This is a genomic window from Streptomyces hebeiensis (assembly GCF_052983195.1).
Window position 1 is genome coordinate 4,292,105 of record NZ_CM129812.1, and the last position, 20,916, is coordinate 4,313,020.

A 20,916-nucleotide genomic window follows, 5' to 3' on the forward strand; every position below is an offset into this window, starting at 1 on the left:
CCGGACGGAACCACCACCACCCGGCAGATCGTGCCGGAATGGGTGGGACCGGAGCTGCCCGAGCCCCTCCTGAACCTGGTCGAGGTGGACGAGGACGGCGACATCGTCCTGCACCTGCCCGGCCGTAACCCTCTTCCGGTGTCGGAGGACGAGTTCCTGGCGCTGCTGGACCTGGACCCGGCGCTGCGCACCACGCCCCTGGGCACTCCCGTCCTGTTCCTGACCTCCGGTCCCGGTGTCCTGAGTCCGGAGCTGGTGGAGCGGTTCTCCCAGCGCACCGGCCGCCCCGCCTACAGCTACAGCGGGCCCCTCGACCTGACCGCCGCCGATCCGTCGGCCCCGCTCACCATCGTCGCTCTCCCGGAGCCGGACACCAACGCCCCCGGCAACTGGACCAAGGCCACCCGGCAGAGCACCTCCGGCACCTCCGCCATCGAGACAGGAATGGACGAGCTGGTCCTCGCAGACTCGGCTGGTCCCGCTTCGTCGGTGCAGTTGCCGGATGTCGGGGCGTTGCACATCGGTGAGGTGGGCGGGACTTCGTCGGGTTCTTCGTGGTCGGCGGAGACGGTGATGACGAATCCGTCGGGTGCGCCGCGTGGGCGGAATCTGACGGGTGAGAAGGTGCGTCACCTGCGGCTGGGGCGGGTGCGTGTTTTCGAGGAGCTGTCGGGATCTCCGTTGAGGGAGGTGTCGGGGGCGGACGCGGATGCGCCGTGGGGTGATGCGGCGTATGCGGTGTGGGGTGAGAACCATCCGGGTGGTGTGCGTTTCCCGGATGGGCGGGTGCTGAACGCCGAGGAGTTCGCGGCGGAGCTGGCGGGCGATCCTGAGTTGGCGAAGCTGCCGAAGGATATGCCGGTTGTGCTGGTGGTGCCGTATCTGGCGAACGAGCGGAATCTGGAGTTCTTGCGGGCGGTTGCCAACCTGCTGGACCGGCCGGTGTGGGCGGCCAGTGGTGACGGGCGTCTGGTGCGCAACAAGAAGCGCGAGCATGTTCCGGCGCTGATCGATCACGGTCCCGATCACCCGCTGGGTGCGTGGGTGCCGTTCCACCCGACGAAGCTGTCCGCGCCGCGTCGGGACCGTGAGTGGACGGCGTTGGACGGGACGACGTTCCGGGACAGTGATGTGGCGTCCCGGCCGTTGGTTTCGGACCGTCATGAGCGGTTCGGGCAGATGTCGCATGCGGATGGTGTGCGGGACCGTGAGCAGAAGATGCGGTCGTATCTGCATGCGAAGAAGCTGGTGCATCTGATGCCGTCGGGTGGCCGGACGGCGCTGGTCAGTGAGGAGGTGAGGACTCCGGATCCGGCGGTGTACACGTATGTCGCTCATGGTCTGCCGGGTGGTCTGCAGCTGGCGCTGAAGGATGGCCGGACGGTGTGGCTGGGTGCGGCGGACGGTGGGCGGTATATCGGCGGGTTGCCGGAGGTTGCGGAGCTGCCGGAGGGTTACCGGCTGGGGCTGGAGGTGTGCTTCAGTGATGCGGCGGGGAATCCGTTGGTGCCGCAGTTGGACAACCGTCCGGCGCCGGCGGTGCATGACCCGTTGGATGAGGTGTCGCTGACTCAGCATGCGGCGAACGAGAGCCGTCTGGAGACCGACGGGTCGTTGATGAGCAGTGGCTTCGACGTCGACACCCGGATCCTGATCGATACGCCGGGTGGTGTGGCGGGGCGTCGTAGGCGGGCGGTTCCGGAGCCTTTGCCGTATGAGCTGGACGGGCTGGCCCGGGAGGCGGGTCTGCACCGTGATCCGGGTGTGGTGTCGCCGGAGACGCGGGCGACGATGCTGCGGTTGGTGCGGGCGTTGCGGATCGTGTTCGGTCCGGAGGTTGAGAAGGATCGTGGCCTGTATGGGCAGTTGCTCAGGGGCATTGGCGCGATGGAGACGATGCGTGCCAATGATCTGGCGTTGGGCCGGTTCACACCGTTCCGGATGGAGCTGTGGACCTTCATGGCGCAGAGTGTGGGCGGCAGGAAGGTCCCGACTCGGGAGGATTACCGGCAGGTTCTGGACATCTCCGCTCAGGTGTTGGCGCTGAAGCCGGGGGCCCGGCTGGGTGAGGACATGCCGGTGCTGTTCATTCAGCATGCGTTGAAGCAGGTGACGCAGATGGGTGCGGGCCTGGTGCGGAGTGTGCTGAGGCAGCCGGGTGCGGATTCGCCGGTGACCAAGAAGGCGGTGACGTGGGCGTTCTGGGCGGTGGCCGGTGCGGCACGGCAGATGGGCGGCATGGATGCCGTGTTCACGGAGAAGCTGGGGCGTCGGGTGCTCCATATGTTCCCGGACGAGCAGTGGACGCCGGCGAGGAAGCAGGAGCTGTGGATTCTGACGGCCCAGGCGATCGCGGCCGGGCTGGACCCGGCGGACTACTTCACCCTGTCCGCATTCCACCTCGCGTCCAAGGGCGCGTTCGGCCCGGCGCACCTTCTGCAGGAGGCGGGGAACGCCCGGGGTTACAACTGGAGCGGTACGCCGGCTCCGGAGGGTGTGGACCTGCGGGCAGTGGGCACGCAGGACCAGGCGGGCGACGGAGCGTCCCGTAAGCACTTCAGTGCGCCGTGGGCGGCCGAGGGGGAGCCCGGTGAGGCGATGGTGGTGTGGACGGACACCGACGCCGATGGTTTCCCGGTCCTGCACCTGCCGGGGATGCGGCCGTTCCGGGTGGCGGACAAGGAGTTGCTGGCGCTGCTGGATCTGGCGCCGTTGCTGCGTGTGATGCCGCTGGGTGTTCCGCTGGTGTTCGTGCAGTCCGGTCCGGGTGGCGACAAGGGCCGTTCGATGGTGTTGTCGGAGGCGTTCTCCAATCGGACGGCCCGTAACGGCTGGGCCTACACAGGGCCGCTGACGATGGCCCCCGCCACGTCGGGCGCTACATCGGCGCCATTGCGTCTGATCGGCCTGCCCGAGGCGGGCACCGGGCAGCCGGGCGCGTGGCGTAAGGCGTGGTTGCAGGGCCTGAACTCCAGCGTCCTGTTCACGGCCCCCTACGGCGACGCGGTCTTCTCCTCGCCCACCCCCGTAATACCGCGAAGCTTGGCCGCGCCGGAGGATTCCGGGTCGTTGGTGCTGAGCCGGGATGAGCTGACGCGTCGGGTGCACCGGGTGGCGGGCCGGGGGCCGGCGCGGGGGATGTCGGTCGAGCGGTGCCTGGTGCTGCTGCGGGGCTTGCGGGACGAGCTGTACCCGAATGGCGTGCGCCCGTCTGCCACGGTGGACGATTCGGTGATCGACCAGCGGTCTGCCGCGTCATCGCTGGTGATGGGGCCGGGCTGGCGTGGGGTGCGGTCGTGGGGCGCGGTGTCGGACGCGGTCGCGGCGGCGGGTCCTGGCGCGTCCGCGTTGGTTCTGGCGCGGCGTCAGGGTGAGTTGACGGGTCACGCCTGGGCCGCGTACAACCTGGGCGGGACCGACGGTGTGGTGTGGGTCGATGTCTCGGCCGGTGCCGAAGGCCGGGTGTCCGAGGTCCCGCCGGAGGTGGCGGCGTCCGACGCACAGGCCGTGGTGATCGACCCCGCCGGGCAGGCGATCGACCCCGACCGACCGGACGACGCGGACGGCGCATTGCCCGCGTTCGCGCAGTCCTCCTCCACGACACACGCGGTACTCGACGCGCCGATGCGGAGTCCGTACGGTGCCCTCGGCCTGGAGGTCGAGAAGCGCCAGAAGTTCGTCATCACCGGGATGAGCGATCTTCCCGCGAAGCAGGTGCTGGCCAAGGCCCCCGGGTTCGAGATCGTCACCGACCACACGGGTTTCTGGCGGACAGCCGACGGCCGACTGCACGAGACCTATCCCAAGCCGGCGAAGGGAGAGCCGGAGCCCGTCCAGCAGTCGTATCTCATCGGTGAGATCGTCGTCGGGCCGATGGCGGTGCTTCCGGGAGAGCGGAGGCAGTCCCAGGAGGAGACGCTGGCGCGGCTGGAGAGGGTGTCGCGGGCGCTGGACGCCAGGGACGAGCCCGACGCCGCGCCGGAGATCGCACTCGCCGCTCTTCTCCCCGCCGGTGACGGCTGGAAGACCACCGACCTGGGTGACAAGATCAAGGTCGGTCGGACTCCCATCAGAACGAACCGCGCCTATGTGCAGCCCACCCCCGGGATGGCCGCCCTCGGCCTGAGCGCGCTCATGGACATGGCGGCGGACCGGCTGCCGGAGGGCCCCTTCGGAGTAATGGACTCGTCGGGCCGGGAATTCGGGATGAAGACCGTCGCGGAGTTCGTGCGCGGCTTCACGGGCCGGGGCGACGTGCCCGACATGGTCGTTCCTTTCCTCTCCGCCGTCCCGGACATCGACGACATGTATGGCTACCTGCGGTTCGGTTACGCCCATACCGTCGCCAGGCCCACGGGCACCATCCTCAACCAGGCCCCGGTCCCGTTCATGGCCAAGAACGCCCTGGCGGTGGCGTCCCGGCCCGCGCTGGACCGTGTCCTGCGGGCTCTGCGGCCCCGCACCCGGGACTTCCTCAACACGCACCACGACGGCATCAGCGGAAACCTCGCCGGCGTGCTCGCGAGGCTGCTGGAGAAGTACCGGCAGGCCATTACTCCGGACAAGCCGTTCTTCCCGGGGTTCTTCGACGCGACCATCGGTGATGTGCCTTCTCCTCGTGAGCACCTGACCTCCGTGCTGACGGGGCGGACGTCCGAGGGCAAGGCCGTCACGCAGAAGCAGATGGTCGACATGGACGACGACCGGTTCCCGGCCCTGGACACCGATGACGGCCGGCTGGAGATTCCGCTGGTCCTCGCGGAACTGCGGCACTTCGCCTACGACAGTTTGTTGTTGACGCCCGAGGAGATCCGGCGGGCCGTGGCCGAGCTGTCGCGGCTCAGCCGGGAGGCGTACCAGCGTGCGCTGGCGCATCGGGCCCCGCTGCCCGAGGACGTCCTTCGCGAATCCCTCGCGCGGATCCTGGACAACCCCGTCGTCCAGGGCCTTGAGCCCTTCGTCTCAATGGCTTTGATGCAGGGTCTGCCGAAGGCCGGCGGCGGGGTACGGCGGCTGATGTCCATGGGCGACAGCCAGAGGGTTGCCCATGCGCTGGGTGCCTATGCCCTGGGAACCCCGCTGCCCGACTCCGCGCGCCAGGCGCTTCGGGCGGCTGTCGAGGAGGCGGCCGGTCTTCACGACACCGTTCCCCCGACGCACCAGCCGCGGCTACGGGCCATGGTCGAGGCGGCCCGGGGTGCCCTCGAGGTGCTGGCCGATCCCGAGCGGACGCCGCCGGTGATGCCGATGGTGTCGGAGCTGGTGGCGGTGGACGGGTCCCGGGTTCTGCTGGACCGGGTGCTGACGGTCGGGCATCGGGGCGCGGACGGGAAGCCGGTGGGTGTGTCGTCGCGTCCCGCGGAGGATTGGCAGGACGCGCGGCGGCATGCCTACGGATTGTTGCCGGATGTGGCCGGGTTCACGCATGTGCGGCGGGGGCCGGTGCCGTTGGAGAGTCCGGTGCAGTCGTTGCCGTTCGGCAAGGCGCATCTGGTCGGTCTTCGTGGTGATGCGAGTGCCGCCGCGCTGGCTCTGTCGGACGGCACTGATGCGGTGTTCGACTACGCCCGGATCGTGGATTTCCTGTTCGCGGTGGACGGTCATCTGACGGCGGCGTCTCCGGAGACGGCCGCGGTGGTGACGGGTGCTGATCTGGCGGGTCCGCCGATCGGTGATCCGTTGGAGAATCCGTTGGCGGGGGAGGTGCTGGCTGACGGTCTGGACCGGTGGGTGTGGACGACGGGCAGTGGGCTGGAGCCGGTGCTGGTTCCTGGTGACGGTGATGTGCCGGCGCGGTGGCAGTTGGCGGAGGGGGACTGGTGGGCCGGTTTCCGTCCCAAGCCGTCGACCGCCGAGTTGGGCCGGCTGGCCGAGCGGGTGACGGGTGACCGGGGCCGTGGTCCGGATGTGCTGCGGTGGGTGCGGGCGGTCCGGCTGGTCTACGGTCCGATGCTGGAGAACGACACGGCGGCGTTCGAGGCGTTGTTGCAGGGTTTCTGGGCGTTGGAGCAGACCCGGATGGCCAACGGCATCCAGTCCCCGCTGACCTGGAGCGACCTGCGGTTCGCGATCGGTTCGTACTTCGCCGCCAACGGCCAGCCGGAGCCTCCCCTGCCGGTGGCCCTGCAGTTCCTGCTGGTTTCCGCGGCGGGCTCGGTGGGCGTGGACCTGGAACTGTCCCGGTTCTCGCTCCTCCCGAGCCATCAGAGCGTGCGGGCCTGGGACGGGCCTGCCACCGGGGATGCGTTCGGCAGCGGGACGGCGCGGGACGCGGAGATGTCCCTGTTCGCGCCGCCGGGGACGGCCGCGCCCGCGCCGGCGCCTGTGGTGAACCTGCCCGAGCCTCCGGCGGTGTCGGGGAGTTTCACGGGCCCGAACGATCCGATGTTGTCGTCGCGGACGGTGATGGTGGGTCCGTCGGGGCGTGCGCAGGGGCGTAACTGGACGGGCAAGCCGGTGGATCGGGTGTTGCCGGGCAAGGTACGGGTGATTGAGACCCGGCCCGGTAGGACGCCGTTGATTGTGTCGGAGGTGGATGCGCCGTGGCCGGATGGCGCGTATGTCGTCTGGGCCGAGGGTGAGAACGGGCGGGTGCGTCTGCCGGACGGCCGGGTGCTGGGCGCGGAGGGGATCGCCGACGCGTTGGCGGCCGACTTCGAGTTGGCGAAGCTGCCGAGGGACGTGCCGGTGGTGCTGGTGCTGTCGGACGCGGGGGACCAGCAGCAGGCCATCTTGCGGGCGGTGGAGGAGCGGACGGGCCGGAAGGCGTGGGGTCCCAGTGGCCGGGCCCGTCTGGTGGCCGACTCGGACGCGGGCGGGCACCGTCCCGTGATCGTCGACCCTGATGCGAATCTGCCGTTCGGTGGCTGGGTGCCGTTCGAGACGCCGGCGAGGAGGGTGGCGTTCGAGGACCGTGTGTGGACGGCGCTGGACGGGACGACGTTCCGTGACAGTGACGTGTACAGCCGGCCGCTGGTGGATGAGGGCCATGAGCGGTTCGGCCGGATATCTGTGCAGGCCCGGGACAATCTGCGGGGGCGTGAGCGTCAGTTGAAGGCGTTCCGCACGATGCGGCGCCTTGTGCACAAGATCGCGGCCGGCAGTGGTCACCAGGCGGTGGGTTCCGAGGAGGTCACTCCGGATCCGGCGGTCTATGTTTTCGCGGCTCATGGGAAGCCGGGGCGGCTGCAGCTCGCGCTGCGTGACGGCCGGACGGTGTGGCTGGGCAAGCGGGATGCCGCGCGGTACATCGCGGGGCTGCCCGAGGTGCGTGAGCTGCCGCCGGGACACCGGCGCCATCTGGAGGTGTGCTGGGGTGCGTCGGACGGTGACCCGTATCAGCAGCATGCTTCGCACAACCCGTCGCCGCATGTCGATGATCCGCTGGACGATGTTCCGCTCGGTCAGTACTTCTCCAACGAGAGCCGGGAGGAGACGTCGTCGGTCACCAGGCCGACGGGTGTGGACAATCACGGCCGTGTGGTGATCGACGCGCCGGGTGAGGCGGGGCGTGTGGTCAACCACCGTCCTGAGCCGCTGGACCATGAGCTGGACCAGTTGGCGCGGGATGCGGGGCTGCATCAGGGCCCGGGTGCGGTGTCGGCGGAGACGCGGAAGACGATGCTGCGGCTGGTGCGGGCGCTGCGGTCGGTGTTCGGCAACGAGATCGAGGATCACCGTGGGCCGGGTGGCCGGTATGAGCGGGTGTTCAACGGCATCGTGGCGCTGGAGCGGATGCGGGCGAACGACACGTCGATCAGCGGGTTCACACCGCTCCGGCTGGACATGCTGGCGTTCTTCGTCCAGGAACACACGGGTCGGGCCCCCGACCTGGCCGGGTATGTGGCGCTGCTCGACTTCGCGGCGGCCCGGATCACGGCCGATCCGAATGCGAAGCTGACGGAAGCGGTGCCGGCACCGGCTGTCCAGATCACCCTCAACCAGCTTGCGGACAACGGTGAGCGGATAACGCGTTACGTGCAGTCGCTGTCTGCCACGGCGGCGTTCACCCCCCGGCACATGGCGTCCACGCTCTGGGCCATGACCCGTACCGCCCAGACCTTCCGGTCGATGACGCCCGCGGAGCGGGAGGCGATGGGCCGCCAGGTGCTGCACCTTGGCGCGGCTGCCGCGTGGGACCGGTCGCAGCAGGAAGCCTTGTGGGTGCTGATGGCCAAGGCGACCGCGGAGGGCATGGATGCCTCCGACCGTGATCTGCTGGCGGCATATCACCTGAAGGAGAGCGGCGCTTTCGGTCCGGCGGCCCTCCTGCGGCACGGGCCGAACGTCCAGGGCGTGAACTGGTCCGGCATCGCCGCGCCCGCCGGGATCAACTGGACCCAGGTGATGAACGGGTCCGACGGGACTCCGGCGCAGCCGGACTGGGTCGGGCCGCGCAAGGCGATGCCGCTGCTGAACGTGGTCCATGTGGACCGGGCCGGGAACATCGTGCTGCACCTGCCCGGCCGCGCCCCGCTCCCCGTCTCCGAGAACGAGTTCCTGGCCCTGCTCACACTGGATCCCGCGTACCGCGCGACGCCCATCGGTAATCCGGTGCTGTTCCTGACCACCGGCGACGGGGCACTGAGCCCGGAGCTGGTGCAGCGGTTCTCCCAGAACACCGGCCGGCCGGCCTTCGCCTACAGCGCCCCGATGACGCTGACCAGCGCCGCCCCCTCCGTCTCCCTCGGTATCGTCGCTCTCCCGGACCCGGACACCAACGCCCCGGGCCGGTGGACCGCCGCCACCCGGCAGTCCACCGTCCCCGGAGCCTCCGACACCGACGACGGCCTGATCGTCTTCGCCCCCACACCCGCCTCGTCGGCGCAGTTGCCGGATGTCGGGGGGTTGCGGATCGGTGAGGCGGTGGGGTCTTCGACCGGCTCTTCGTCGGGTTCTTCGTGGTCGGCGGAGACGTTGATGACGAATCCGTCGGGTGCGCCGCGTGGGCGGAATCTGACGGGTGAGAAGGTGCGTCATCTGCGGTTGGGGCGGGTGCGTGTTTTCGAGGAGCTGTCGGGATCTCCGTTGAGGGAGGTGTCGGGGGCGGACGCGGATGCGCCGTGGGGTGATGCGGCGTATGCGGTGTGGGGTGAGAACCATCCGGGTGGTGTGCGTTTCCCGGATGGGCGGGTGCTGAACGCCGGGCAGTTGGCGGCGGAGCTGGCGGGCGATCCTGAGTTGGCGAAGCTGCCGAAGGGCATGCCGGTTGTGCTGGTGGTGCCGTATCTGGCGAACGAGCGGAATCTGGAGTTCTTGCGGGCGGTTGCCAACCTGCTGGACCGGCCGGTGTGGGCGGCCAGTGGTGACGGGCGTCTGGTGCGCAACAAGAAGCGCGAGCATGTTCCGGCGCTGATCGATCACGGTCCCGATCACCCGCTGGGTGCGTGGGTGCCGTTCCACCCGACGAAGCTGTCCGCGCCGCGTCGGGACCGTGAGTGGACGGCGTTGGACGGGACGACGTTCCGGGACAGTGATGTGGCGTCCCGGCCGTTGGTTTCGGACCGTCATGAGCGGTTCGGGCAGATGTCGCATGTGGATGGTGTGCGGGACCGTGAGCAGAAGATGCGGTCGTATCTGCATGCGAAGAAGCTGGTGCATCTGATGCCGTCGGGTGGCCGGACGGCGCTGGTGAGTGAGGAGGTGAGGGCTCCGGATCCGGCGGTGTACACGTATGTCGCTCATGGTCTGCCGGGTGGTCTGCAGCTGGCTTTGAGGGATGGCCGGACGGTGTGGCTGTCCGCGGCGGACGGTGGTCGGTATATCGGTGGGTTGCCGGAGGTGGCGGAGCTGCCGGAGGGGTATCGGCTGGGGCTGGAGGTGTGCTTCAGTGATGCGGCGGGGAATCCGTTGGTGCCGCAGTTGGACAACCGTCCGGCGCCGGCGGTGCATGATCCGTTGGATGAGGTGTCGCTGGCTCAGCATGCGGCGAACGAGAGCCGTCTGGAGACCGACGGGTCGTTGATGAGCAGTGGCTTCGATGTCGACACGCACATTCTGATCGACACACCGGGGGGTGTGGCGGGGCGGCGTAGGCGGGCGGTTCCGGAGCCGTTGCCGCATGAGCTGGATGCGATGGCGCGGACGGCGGGGCTGCACACGAGTGAGAGTGCGGTGTCGCCGGAGACGCGGGCGACCATGCTGCGGCTGGTGCGGGCGTTGCGGATCGTGTTCGGTCCGGAGGCCGAGAAGGAGCCAGGCCTGTATGAGCAGTTGCTCAAGGGCATTGGTGCCATGGAGACGATGCGTGCCAATGATCCGGCGCTGGGCCGGTTCACACCGTTCCGGATGGAGCTGTGGACCTTCATGGCGCAGCGTGTGGGCGGCAGGAAGATCCCGAGTCCGGAGGATTACCGGCAGGTTCTGGACATCTCCGCTCAGGTGTTGGCGCTGAAGCCGGGGGCCCGGCTGGGTGAGGACATGCCGGATCTGTTCATCCAGCATGCGTTGAAGCAGGTGACGCAGATGGGTGCGGGCCTGGTGCGCAGTGTGCTGAGGCAGCCGGGTGCGGACACGCCGGTGACCAAGAAGGCGGTGACGTGGGCGTTCTGGGCGGTGGCCGGTGCCGCACGGCAGATGGGCGGCATGGATGCGGCGTTCACGGAGAAGCTGGGGCGCCGGGTGCTCCATATGTTCCCGGACGAGCAGTGGACGCCGGCGAGGAAGCAGGAGCTGTGGGTCCTGACGGCTCAGGCGATCGCGGCCGGTCTGGACCCGTCGGACTACTTCACGCTGGCCGCTTTCCACCTCGCGTCCAAGGGCGCGTTCGGCCCGGCGCACCTTCTGCAGGAGGCGGGGAACGCCCGGGGCTACAACTGGAGTGGCACACCGGCTCCGGATGGTGTGGACCTGCGGGCGGTGGGCACGCAGGACCAGGCGGGCGATACGGCGTCGCGTAAGCACTTCAGTGCGCCGTGGGCGGCCGAGGGTGAGCCCGGTGAGGCGATGGTGGTGTGGACGGACACCGACGCGGATGGTTTCCCGGTCCTGCACCTGCCGGGGATGCGGCCGTTCCGGGTGGCGGACCGGGAGTTGCTGGCGCTGCTGGATCTGGCGCCGTTGCTGCGGGTGATGCCGTTGGGTGTTCCGCTGGTGTTCGTGGCGTCCGGTCCGGGCGGCGACAAGGGCCGTTCGATGGTGTTGTCGGAGGCGTTCTCCAATCGGACGGCCCGTAATGGCTGGGCCTACAGCGGACCGCTGACGATGGCCCCCGCCACCACGCCTTCGCCGGGGGCTTCGTCCGGGCCGTTGCGTCTGGTCGGCCTGCCCGAGGCGGGCACCGGGCAGCCGGGCGCGTGGCGCAAGGCGTGGCTGCAGGGCCTGAACTCCAGCGTCCTGTTCACGGCCCCCTACGGCGACGCGGTCTTCTCCTCGCCCACCCCCGTAATACCGCGAACCCTCACCGCGCCGGAGGATTCCGGGCCGTTGGTGCTGAGCCGGGATGAGCTGACGCGTCGGGTGCACCTGGTGGCGGGCCGGGGGCCGGTGCGGGGGTTGTCGGTCGAGCGGTGTCTGGTGCTGCTGCGGGGGCTGCGGGACGAGCTGTACCCGAATGGCGTGCGCCCGTCTGCCACGGTGGACGATTCGGTGATCGACCAGAGCTCTGCCGCCTCGTCGCTGGTGATGGGGCCGGGCTGGCGTGGGGTGCGGTCGTGGGGCGCGGTGGCGGGCGCGGTCGCGGCGGCGGGTCCGGGCGCGGCGGCGCTCATCCTGGCCCAGCGGCAGGGCGAGACGCCCGGTCACGCCTGGGCGGCGTACAACCTCGGCGGGACCGACGGTGTGGTGTGGGTCGACGTCTCAGCCGGTGCCGAAGGCCGGGTATCCGAGGTCCCGCCGGAGGTGGCGGCGTCCGACGCACAGGCCGTGGTGATCGACCCCGCCGGGCAGGCGATCGACCCCGCCGGACCGGACGACGCGCGCGGCGCATTGCCCGCGTTCGCGCAGTCCACCTCCACCACGCACGCGGTGCTCGACGCGCCGATGCGGAGTCCGTACGGTGCCCTCGGCCTGGAGGTCGAGAAGCGCCAGATGTTCGTCATCGAGGGGATGCAACGCGTTCCCTCGAAGCAGGTGCTGGCCAAGGCTCCCGGTTTCAAGATCGTGACTGATCACGCCGGACTCTGGCGGACCGCCGACGGACGGCTGCACCAGACGTACCCCAAGCCGAAAGAGGGAGAGCCGAAGCCGGTCCACACCTCGTATCTCATCGGTGAGATCGTCGTCGAGCCGATGACGGTGCTCCCGGGTGAACGGAGGCAGGACCCGGAGCAGACGCTGGCGCGGCTGGAGAGGGTGACGCGGGCGCTGGACACCAGGAACCAGCCAGGTGCCGCGCCGGAGATCGCACTCGCCGCTCTTCTCCCCGCCGGTGACGGCTGGAAGACCACCGACCTGGGTGACAAGGTCAAGGTCGGCCCGACTCCCATCAGAACGAACCGTGCCTATGTGCAGCCCACTCCTGGGCTCCCCGCCCTCGGTCTGAGCGCGCTCATGGACGTGGCGGCGGACCGGCTGCCGGAAAGCCCCCTCGGGGCATTGGACTTGTCGGGCCGGGAATTCGGGATGAAGATCGTCGCGGAGTTCGTGCGTGGCTTCATCCGCCGGGCCGACGTGCCCGAGGTGGCCGTTCCTTTCCTCTCGGCCATCCCGGACATCGACGACATGTGGGGCTACCTGCGGTACAGCTACGCCCACACGGTGGCCAGGCCGGCCGGCACGATCCTCAACCAGGCCCCGTCTCCGTTCATGGCCAAGAACGCCCTGGCGGTGGCGTCCCGGCCCGCGCTGGACCGTGTCCTGCGGGCTCTGCGGCCCCGCACCCGGGACTTTTTCAACGAGCATCACGACGGCATCAGCGGAAACCTCGCCACCGTGCTCGGGAAACTGCTGGAGCTGTACCGGAAGGGCATCACGCCGGACAAGCCGTTCTTCCCGGGCTTCTTCGACGCGACCATCGGCGATGTGCCCTCTCCCCGTGAGCATGTGACCTCCGTGCTGACGGGGCGGACGTCCGAGGGCAAGGTCGTCACGCAGAAGCAGATGGTCGACATGGACGACGACCGGTTCCCGGCCCTGGACACCGATGACGGCCGGCTGGAGATTCCGCTGGTCCTCGCGGAGCTGCGGCACTTCGCATACGACGATGTGTTGTTGACGCCCGAGGAGATCCGGCGGGCCGTGGCCGAACTGTCGCGGCTGAGCCGGGAGGCGTACCAGCGGGCGCAGAGGTTCCCGGCTCCGCTGCCCGAGGACGTCCTCCGTGAATCCATCGCGCGGATCCTGGACAACAAGGTGGTCCACGGCTTCGCGGCCTTTGTGCAAATGGCCCTGCTGGCGGGTCTGCCGCAGGCCGCCGGCGGCGTGCCCCGGCGGCTGATGTCCGTGGGCGAAAGCCAGCGGGTCGCCGGTGCGCTGGGCGCCTATGCTCTGGGAACCCCGCTGCCCGACTCCGTGCACCAGGCGCTTCGGACGGCCGTCGAGGAGGCGGCCGGCCTTCTCGGCACCGTTCCTCCGACGCACCAGCCGCTGCTCCGGGCCATGGTCGGGGCGGCGCGGGGGGCCCTCGGCATCCTGGCCGATCCCGCGCAGACGCCGCCGATGGTGAAGTGGGACGCGGAGCTTGTCGCGGTGGACGGGTCGCGGGTTCTGCTGGACCGGGTGCTGACGGTCGGGCACCGGGGCGCGGACGGGAAGCCTGTGGGCGTGTCGTCGCGTCCGGTTCAGGACTGGCAGGACGCGTGGCGGCATGCGTATGGCTTGTTGCCGGAGGCGCGGGAGTTCACCTATGTGCGGCGGGGGCCGGTGCCGTTGGAGAGCCCGGTGCAGCCGTTGCCGTTCGACAAGGCGCATCTGGTCGGGCTGCGTGGTGACGCGAATGCCGCCGCGTTGGCGTTGTCGGACGGTACGGACGCGGTGTTCGACTATGCGCGGGTCGTGGACTTCTTGTTCGCGGTGGACGGTCATCTGACGGCGGCGTCTCCGGAGACGGCGGCGGTGGTTGCCGGTGCTGATCTGGCGGGTCCGCCGGCGGCTGATCCGTTGGAGACGCCGTTGGCGGGTCAGACGTTGTCGAACGGTCTGGACCGGTGGGTGTGGGGGACCGGTAGCGGTATCGAGCCGGTGCTGGTTCCTGGTGACGGGGAGGTGGGGCCGCGGTGGCAGTTGGCGGAGGGTGACTGGTGGGTCGGTTTCCGTCCTGAGCCGTCGACCGCGATGCTGGGCCGGCTGGCGGAGCGGGTGACGGGTGACCGGGGCCGTGGTCCGGATGTGCTGCGGTGGGTGCGGGCGATCCGGCTGGTCTACGGTCCCATGCTGGAGAACGACACGGCGGCGTTCGAGGCGCTGCTGCAAGGTTTCTGGGCGCTGGAGCAGACCCGGATGGCCAATGGTGTCCGGTCGCCTTTGACTTGGAGCGACCTGCGGTTCGCGATGGGCTCGTACTTCGCCGCCAACGGCCAGCCGGAGCCTCCGCTGCCGGTGGCTCTTCAGTTCCTGCTGGTCTCGGCGGCGGGTTCGGTGGGTGTGGACCTGGAGCTGTCCCGGTTCTCGATCGTCCCGAGCCATCACAGTGAGCGTGCCTGGAACAGCGCTGCCGCCGGGGATGCGTTCGGTGGCGGGATGGCGCGGGACGCGGAGATGTCCCTGTTCGCGCCGCCGGGGACGGCCGCGCCCGCGCCGGCGCCTGTGGTGAACCTGCCCGAGCCTCCGGCGGTGTCGGGGAGGTTCATGGGTGCGAATGATCCGTTGTTGTCGTCGCGGACGGTGATGGTGGGTCCGTCGGGGCGTGTGCAGGGTCGTAACTGGACGGGTAAGTCCGTGAGTCGGGTGTTGCCGGGCAAGGTACGGGTGATTGAGACCCGGCCCGGGCAGTCGCCGGTGATCGTGTCGGAGGGCGATGCGCCGTGGCCGGATGGCGCGTATGTCGTCTGGGCCGAGGGTGAGAACGGGCGGGTGCGTCTGCCGGACGGGCGGGTGCTGGGCGCGGAGGGGATCGCTGACGCGTTGGCGGCGGATCCCGAGTTGGCGAAGCTGCCGAGGGATGTGCCGGTGGTGCTGGTGCTGTCGGACGCGGGGGACCAGCAGCAGGCCATCTTGCGGGCGGTGGAGGAGCGGACGGGCCGGAAGGCGTGGGGTCCCAGTGGCCGGGCCCGTCTGGTGGCCGACTCGGACGCGGGCGGGCACCGTCCCGTGATCGTCGACCCTGATGCGAATCTGCCGTTCGGTGGCTGGGTGCCGTTCGAGACGCCGGCGAGGAGGGTGGCGTTCGAGGACCGTGTGTGGACGGCGCTGGACGGGACGACGTTCCGTGACAGTGACGTGTACAGCCGGCCGCTGGTGGATGAGGGCCATGAGCGGTTCGGCCGGATATCTGTGCAGGCCCGGGACAATCTGCGGGGGCGTGAGCGTCAGTTGAAGGCGTTCCGCACGATGCGGCGCCTTGTGCACAAGATCGCGGCCGGCAGTGGTCACCAGGCGGTGGGTTCCGAGGAGGTCACTCCGGATCCGGCGGTCTATGTTTTCGCGGCTCATGGGAAGCCGGGGCGGCTGCAGCTCGCGCTGCGTGACGGCCGGACGGTGTGGCTGGGCAAGCGGGATGCCGCGCGGTACATCGCGGGGCTGCCCGAGGTGCGTGAGCTGCCGCCGGGGCACCGGCCGCATCTGGAGGTGTGCTGGGGTGCGTCGGACGGCGACCCGTATCAGCAGCTCCTTTCGCACAACCCGTCGCCGCATATTGATGATCCGCTGGATGATGTTCCGCTCGGTCAGCATTTCTCGAACGAGATGCGGAGTGAGGCGACGTCGGTCACCAGGCCGACGGGTGTGGACAATCACGGCCGTGTGGTGATCGACGCGCCTGGCGAGGCGGGGCGTGTGGTCAACCACCGTCCTGAGCCGCTGGACCACGAGCTGGACCAGTTGGCGCGGGATGCGGGGTTGCATCAGGGTCCGGGTGCGGTGTCGGCGGAGACGCGGGCGACGATGCTGCGGCTGGTGCGGGCGCTGCGGTCGGTGTTCGGCAACGAGATCGAGGATCACCGTGGGCCGGGTGGCCGGTATGAGCGGGTGTTCAACGGCATCGTGGCGCTGGAGCGGATGCGGGCGAACGATACGGCGATCAGCGGGTTCACACCGCTCCGGCTGGACATGCTGGCGTTCTTCGTCCAGGAACACACGGGTCGGGCCCCCGACCTGGCCGGGTATGTGGCGCTGCTCGACTTCGCGGCGGCCCGGATCGCGGCCGATCCGAATGCGAAGCTGACGGAAGCGGTGCCGGCACCGGCTGTCCAGATCACCCTCAATCAACTGGCGGACAACGGTGAGCGGATAACCCGTTACGTGCAGTCGCTGCCCGCCCCCGCGCCGTTCACCCCCCGGCACATGGCGTCCACGCTCTGGGCCATGACCCGTACCGCCCAGACCTTCCGGTCGATGACGCCCGCGGAGCGGGAGGCGATGGGCCGCCAGGTGCTGCACCTTGGCGCGGCTGCCGCGTGGGACCGGTCGCAGCAGGAAGCCTTGTGGGTGCTGATGGCCAAGGCGACCGCGGAGGGCATGGATGCCTCCGACCGTGATCTGCTGGCGGCATATCACCTGAAGGAGAGCGGAGCCTTCGGTCCGGCGGCCCTCCTGCGGCACGGGCCGAACGTCCAGGGCGTGAACTGGTCCGGCATCGCCGCACCGGCCGGGATCAACTGGACCAACGTGCGGCAGATGACGCTCGGGCCCAACGGGACCGCGACGCAGCCGGTTCAGCCGGACTGGGTCGGCCCGGGCAAGCCGATGCCGATGCTGAACGTGGTGGAGGTCGACCGGGCCGGGAACATCGTGCTGCACCTGCCCGGCCGCGCCCCGCTCCCCGTCTCCGAGAACGAGTTCCTGGCCCTGCTCACACTGGATCCCGCGTACCGCGCGACGCCCATCGGTAATCCGGTGCTGTTCCTGACCACCGGCGACGGGGCACTGAGCCCGCAGGTGATCCAGCGGTTCTCCCAGAACACCGGACGCCCGGGCTTCGCCTACGGCGCACCCATGACGCTGACCAGTCCCAGCCCCTCGATCCCCCTCGGCATCCTCGCCCGCCTCGACCCGGCCACCCAGGCCCCGGCCCGCTGGACCGCGGCCACTCGGCAGTCCACCGTCCCCGGAACCTCCGACACCGATGACGGCCTGATCGTCTTCGACGCGGGGAATGCCTTCGGCGGCGGGACCGTGCGGGACGCGGAGATGTCCCTCTTCGCGCCGCCGGGGTCCGCCGCGCCGCCGGCGTCCGCCGCGTCGGCATGGGCGCTGGCCGCGTCGGCCTGGGGGCCGGCCGCGTCGGCGTCGGGGCCGGCGGCGTCGATCTGGGGGCCTCCCGCGCCGAAGCCCGCGGTGAACCTCCCCGCGCCTCCGGCGGTGTCCGGGCGTTTCACGGGACCGAACGATCCGCTGCTGTCGCCGCAGACGGTGATGGCGGGTTTCTTCGTGCGTTCGCAGGGCCGTAACTGGACGGGCAAGCCGGTGGATCGGGTGCTGCTCGGGAGGGCGCGGGTCGTCGAGATCCGGCCCGGTGCCGCGCCGAAGGACGTCTCGAACGATCCGGCGCCGTGGCCGGACGATGCGTATGTCGTGGCGGCCGAGGGTGAGAACGGGCGGGTGCGGCTGCCGGACGGCCGGGTGCTGGGCGCCGAGGGGGTCGCCGACGTGCTGGCGGCGGATCCGGAGCTGGCGAAGCTGCCGAAGGACGTCCCTGTCGTGCTGGCCATTCCGTTCGCGGGGCAGCAGTACCAGGAGATGCTGGAGGTCGTGGCCGACCGGCTGGGCCGGACGGTGTGGGGCCCGAGCGGCGAGGGGCGGGTGTTTCAGGGTTCTGGGACCACGTATGTTCTGGCGTTGATCGACCGTGACCCGGACGCCCCGGTCGGGGCGTGGATGTCGACTCCTCCGTCGGCCACGACCACGTCGTACACGGATCGTGAGTGGACGGCGCTGGACGGGACGAAGTTCCGCGACAGCGATGTGTACAGCCGGCCGTTGGTGGATGAGAACAGTGAGCGGTTCGGCCGGTTGGCTGTCCCGCTGCGGGACGGGTTGCGTCGGCGGGAGCAGCGTTTCCGGATCTTCCGTCAGATGCGTCGGCTGGTGTTCTGGACGCCCGCCGGCACCGGTTATCAGGATGCCGGATCGGAAGAGATCACTCCGGATCCTGCGGTGTATGTCTATGCCGCCCATGGCAAGCCCGGCCGGATGCAGCTTCCGCTCCGTGACGGCCGGACGGTGTGGCTGGACAAGCGGGACGCTGCCGCGTACATCGCCGGGTTGCGTGAGGTGCGGGACCTGCCGCCGGGGCACCGGGTGCATCTGGAGGTCTGCTGGAGTGATTCGGACGGCGATCCCCGGCAGGAGCAGCCTTCGGCCAGTCCGGCGCCGCATGTCGACGATCCGCTGGACGACGTTCCGCTCGACCAGCTGGTGTCGAACCTGAGCCGGCTGGAGACGGACGGGGCCACCAGGCAGACGGGTATGGACAGCAGCCGGCGCGCGGTTGTGGGTGCGGCGAACGGTGTGTTCGGGCGCCGGGTCCGGCGCCGTCCCGAGCCGCTGGATCACGAGCTGGACCGGCTGGCGCGGGACGCGGGGGTGCACCGTGGTCCGGGTGCGGTGTCGCCGGAGACGCGGAAGACGACGCTGCGGCTCGTGCGTGCACTCCGGTCGGCGTTCGGCAACGAGATCGAGGACGACCGTGGTGTGCCGGGTGGCCGGTACGAGCGGGTGCTGAGGGGGATCGGCGCGCTGGAGCGGATGCGGGCGAACGATCCGGCGATCAGCCAGTTCACTCCGTTCCGCCTGGACATGTTCAACTTCTTCGTCCAGGAGCACACCGGTCGGGCCCCGGACCTCGCCGGGTATATGGCGCTGCTCGACTTCGCGGCGGCCCGGGTCGCGGCCGACCCGGGTGCCCGGCTCACCGATGCGGTGCCGGCGCCGGCTCTGCAGGTCACCCTCAAGCAGCTGGCGGACAAGGGCGTGCACGTAATCGGTTACGTGCAGTCGCTGTCGTCTTCCGCCGCGTTCTCGGCGCGGCATGTGGCGTCGACCCTTTGGGCCATGTCCCGTGTCGCCCAGACCTTCGGGTCGATGACGACCGCGGAGCAGGAGGCGGTGGGCCGCAAGGTCCTGCATGTGAACGCTGCCGCGGTGTGGGACCAGTCGCAGGAGGTGGGCCTGTGGGTGTTGGCGTCCAAGGCGATCGCGGAGGGCCTGGACATCTCCGACCGTGATCTGCTGGCGGCGTATCACCTGAAGGAGAGTGGTGCTTTCGGTCCGGCGGCTCTGCTGCGCAAGGGGCCGGACGTCCAGGGCGTCAACTGGAGCGGGACTCCGGCATCTGCCGGGATCGACGGGGGCAACGTGCGTCAGATGACGTATGGCCCCCACGGGACGTCCATGCAGCTGGTTCAGCCGGACTGGGTGGGTTCGGGCAAGCCGCCGCCGGTGCTGAGCGTCGTGGAGGTCGACCAGGCCGGGAACATCGTGCTGCATCTGCCCGGCTATGCTCCCCTCCGGGTCTCGGAAGACGAGTTCCTGGCACTGATGGACCTGAATCCGGCCTTGCGCTCGGCCGGGTTGGGTACTCCGGTGCTGTTCCTGACCACCGGTCCCGGGGCGCTGAGCCCGCAGCTGGTGGAGCGGTACTCCCAGCGCACCGGACGCCCGGCCTTCGGCTACGGCGCCCCGATGATGCTCACCAGCGCCGACCCCTCCATTCCGCTCAGGATCCTCGCCCTCCCCGACCCGGCCACCATGACCCCGGGCCCGTGGACCGCCGCCACCCGGCAGCTCACCACCCCCCAGACCACCACCACTGACAACAATCTGATCGTCTTTGGCTCGACAGCCCCCACCGCGCTCGCACGGCCGGAGGGTTCCACGCGGTCGGTGCTGAGCCGTGATGAGCTGACGCGCCGGGTACACCTGGTGGCGGGCCGGGGGCCGGCGCGGGGGTTGTCGGTCGAGCGGTGCCTGGTACTGCTGCGGGGGTTGCGGGACGAGCTGTACGGGGGCGGCGTACGTCCGGCGGTGGCGCTGGACGATTGGGCGGTCGGCGATACCTCGGCGGCGTCGTCGCTGGTGATGGGTCCCGGTTGGCGCGGGGTGCGGTCGTGGCAGTCGGTCGCGGACGCGGTCACGGCGGCGGGTCCGGGCGCGGCGGCGTTCATCCTGGCGCAGCGTCAGGGCGAGGCGCCGGGACACGCCTGGGCGGCGTACAACCTCGGCGGGACCGACGGTGTGGTGTGGGTCGACGTCTCGGCCGGTGCCGAAGGCCGGGTATCCGAGGTTCCGCCGGAGGTGGCGGCGTCCGACGCACAGGCCGTGGTGATCGACTCCGCCGGGCAGGCGATCGACCCCGACGGGCGGGACGTCGTGGACGGCGCGTTGCCCGCGTTCGCGCAGTCGTCCTCCACGACACACGCGGTACTCGACGCACCGACCGGGGACGATTACGACGGCGTCGGCCTCGAGGCCGAGGAGCGCCGCGACCTCTTCCTCAGTGTTCCGGGCAATGTCAAACAAACGCTGGTACTGGGCCACGGCCCCGGGCTCAAGCTCGTCACGGACTCCTATTCCTTCTGGGAGACAGAAGACGGGCTGCTCCACGTCTGGCGACCGCAGGTGGCAGCGGGTGAGCGTCAGCCCGTCCGGAGGAAGTACGTCATCGGGGAGTTCGTCGTCGACCCGATGGCCGCGATCCCCGGCGAGCGGAAGCAGTCCCGCCGGGAAGTGATGGCTCAGCTCCGGCGGGCTCGGGCCGCGGCGAGGCTCGCGGACGAGCGGCGGCAGGCGATCCCGCTCCCCGAGCTGCTGGGGCCGCTCGGCTGGACGTTCACCGAGGTGGGCAAGGGCGCGAAGGTCAATCCGGCCCCCGAGGGCTTCGAC

Annotated in this window: 1 protein-coding gene (running past both ends of the window); it reads left to right on the forward strand. The window is 70.0% G+C overall.

The whole window is internal to a lonely Cys domain-containing protein gene (locus ACU6P3_RS18675; RefSeq protein WP_447193295.1) on the forward strand: the coding sequence, 61,437 nt in all, runs 23,994 nt past the left edge and 16,527 nt past the right edge, and what appears here is coding positions 23,995-44,910, spanning codon 7,999 (complete) through codon 14,970 (complete); the first complete codon in view begins at position 1. Both codon boundaries (start and stop) fall beyond the window edges.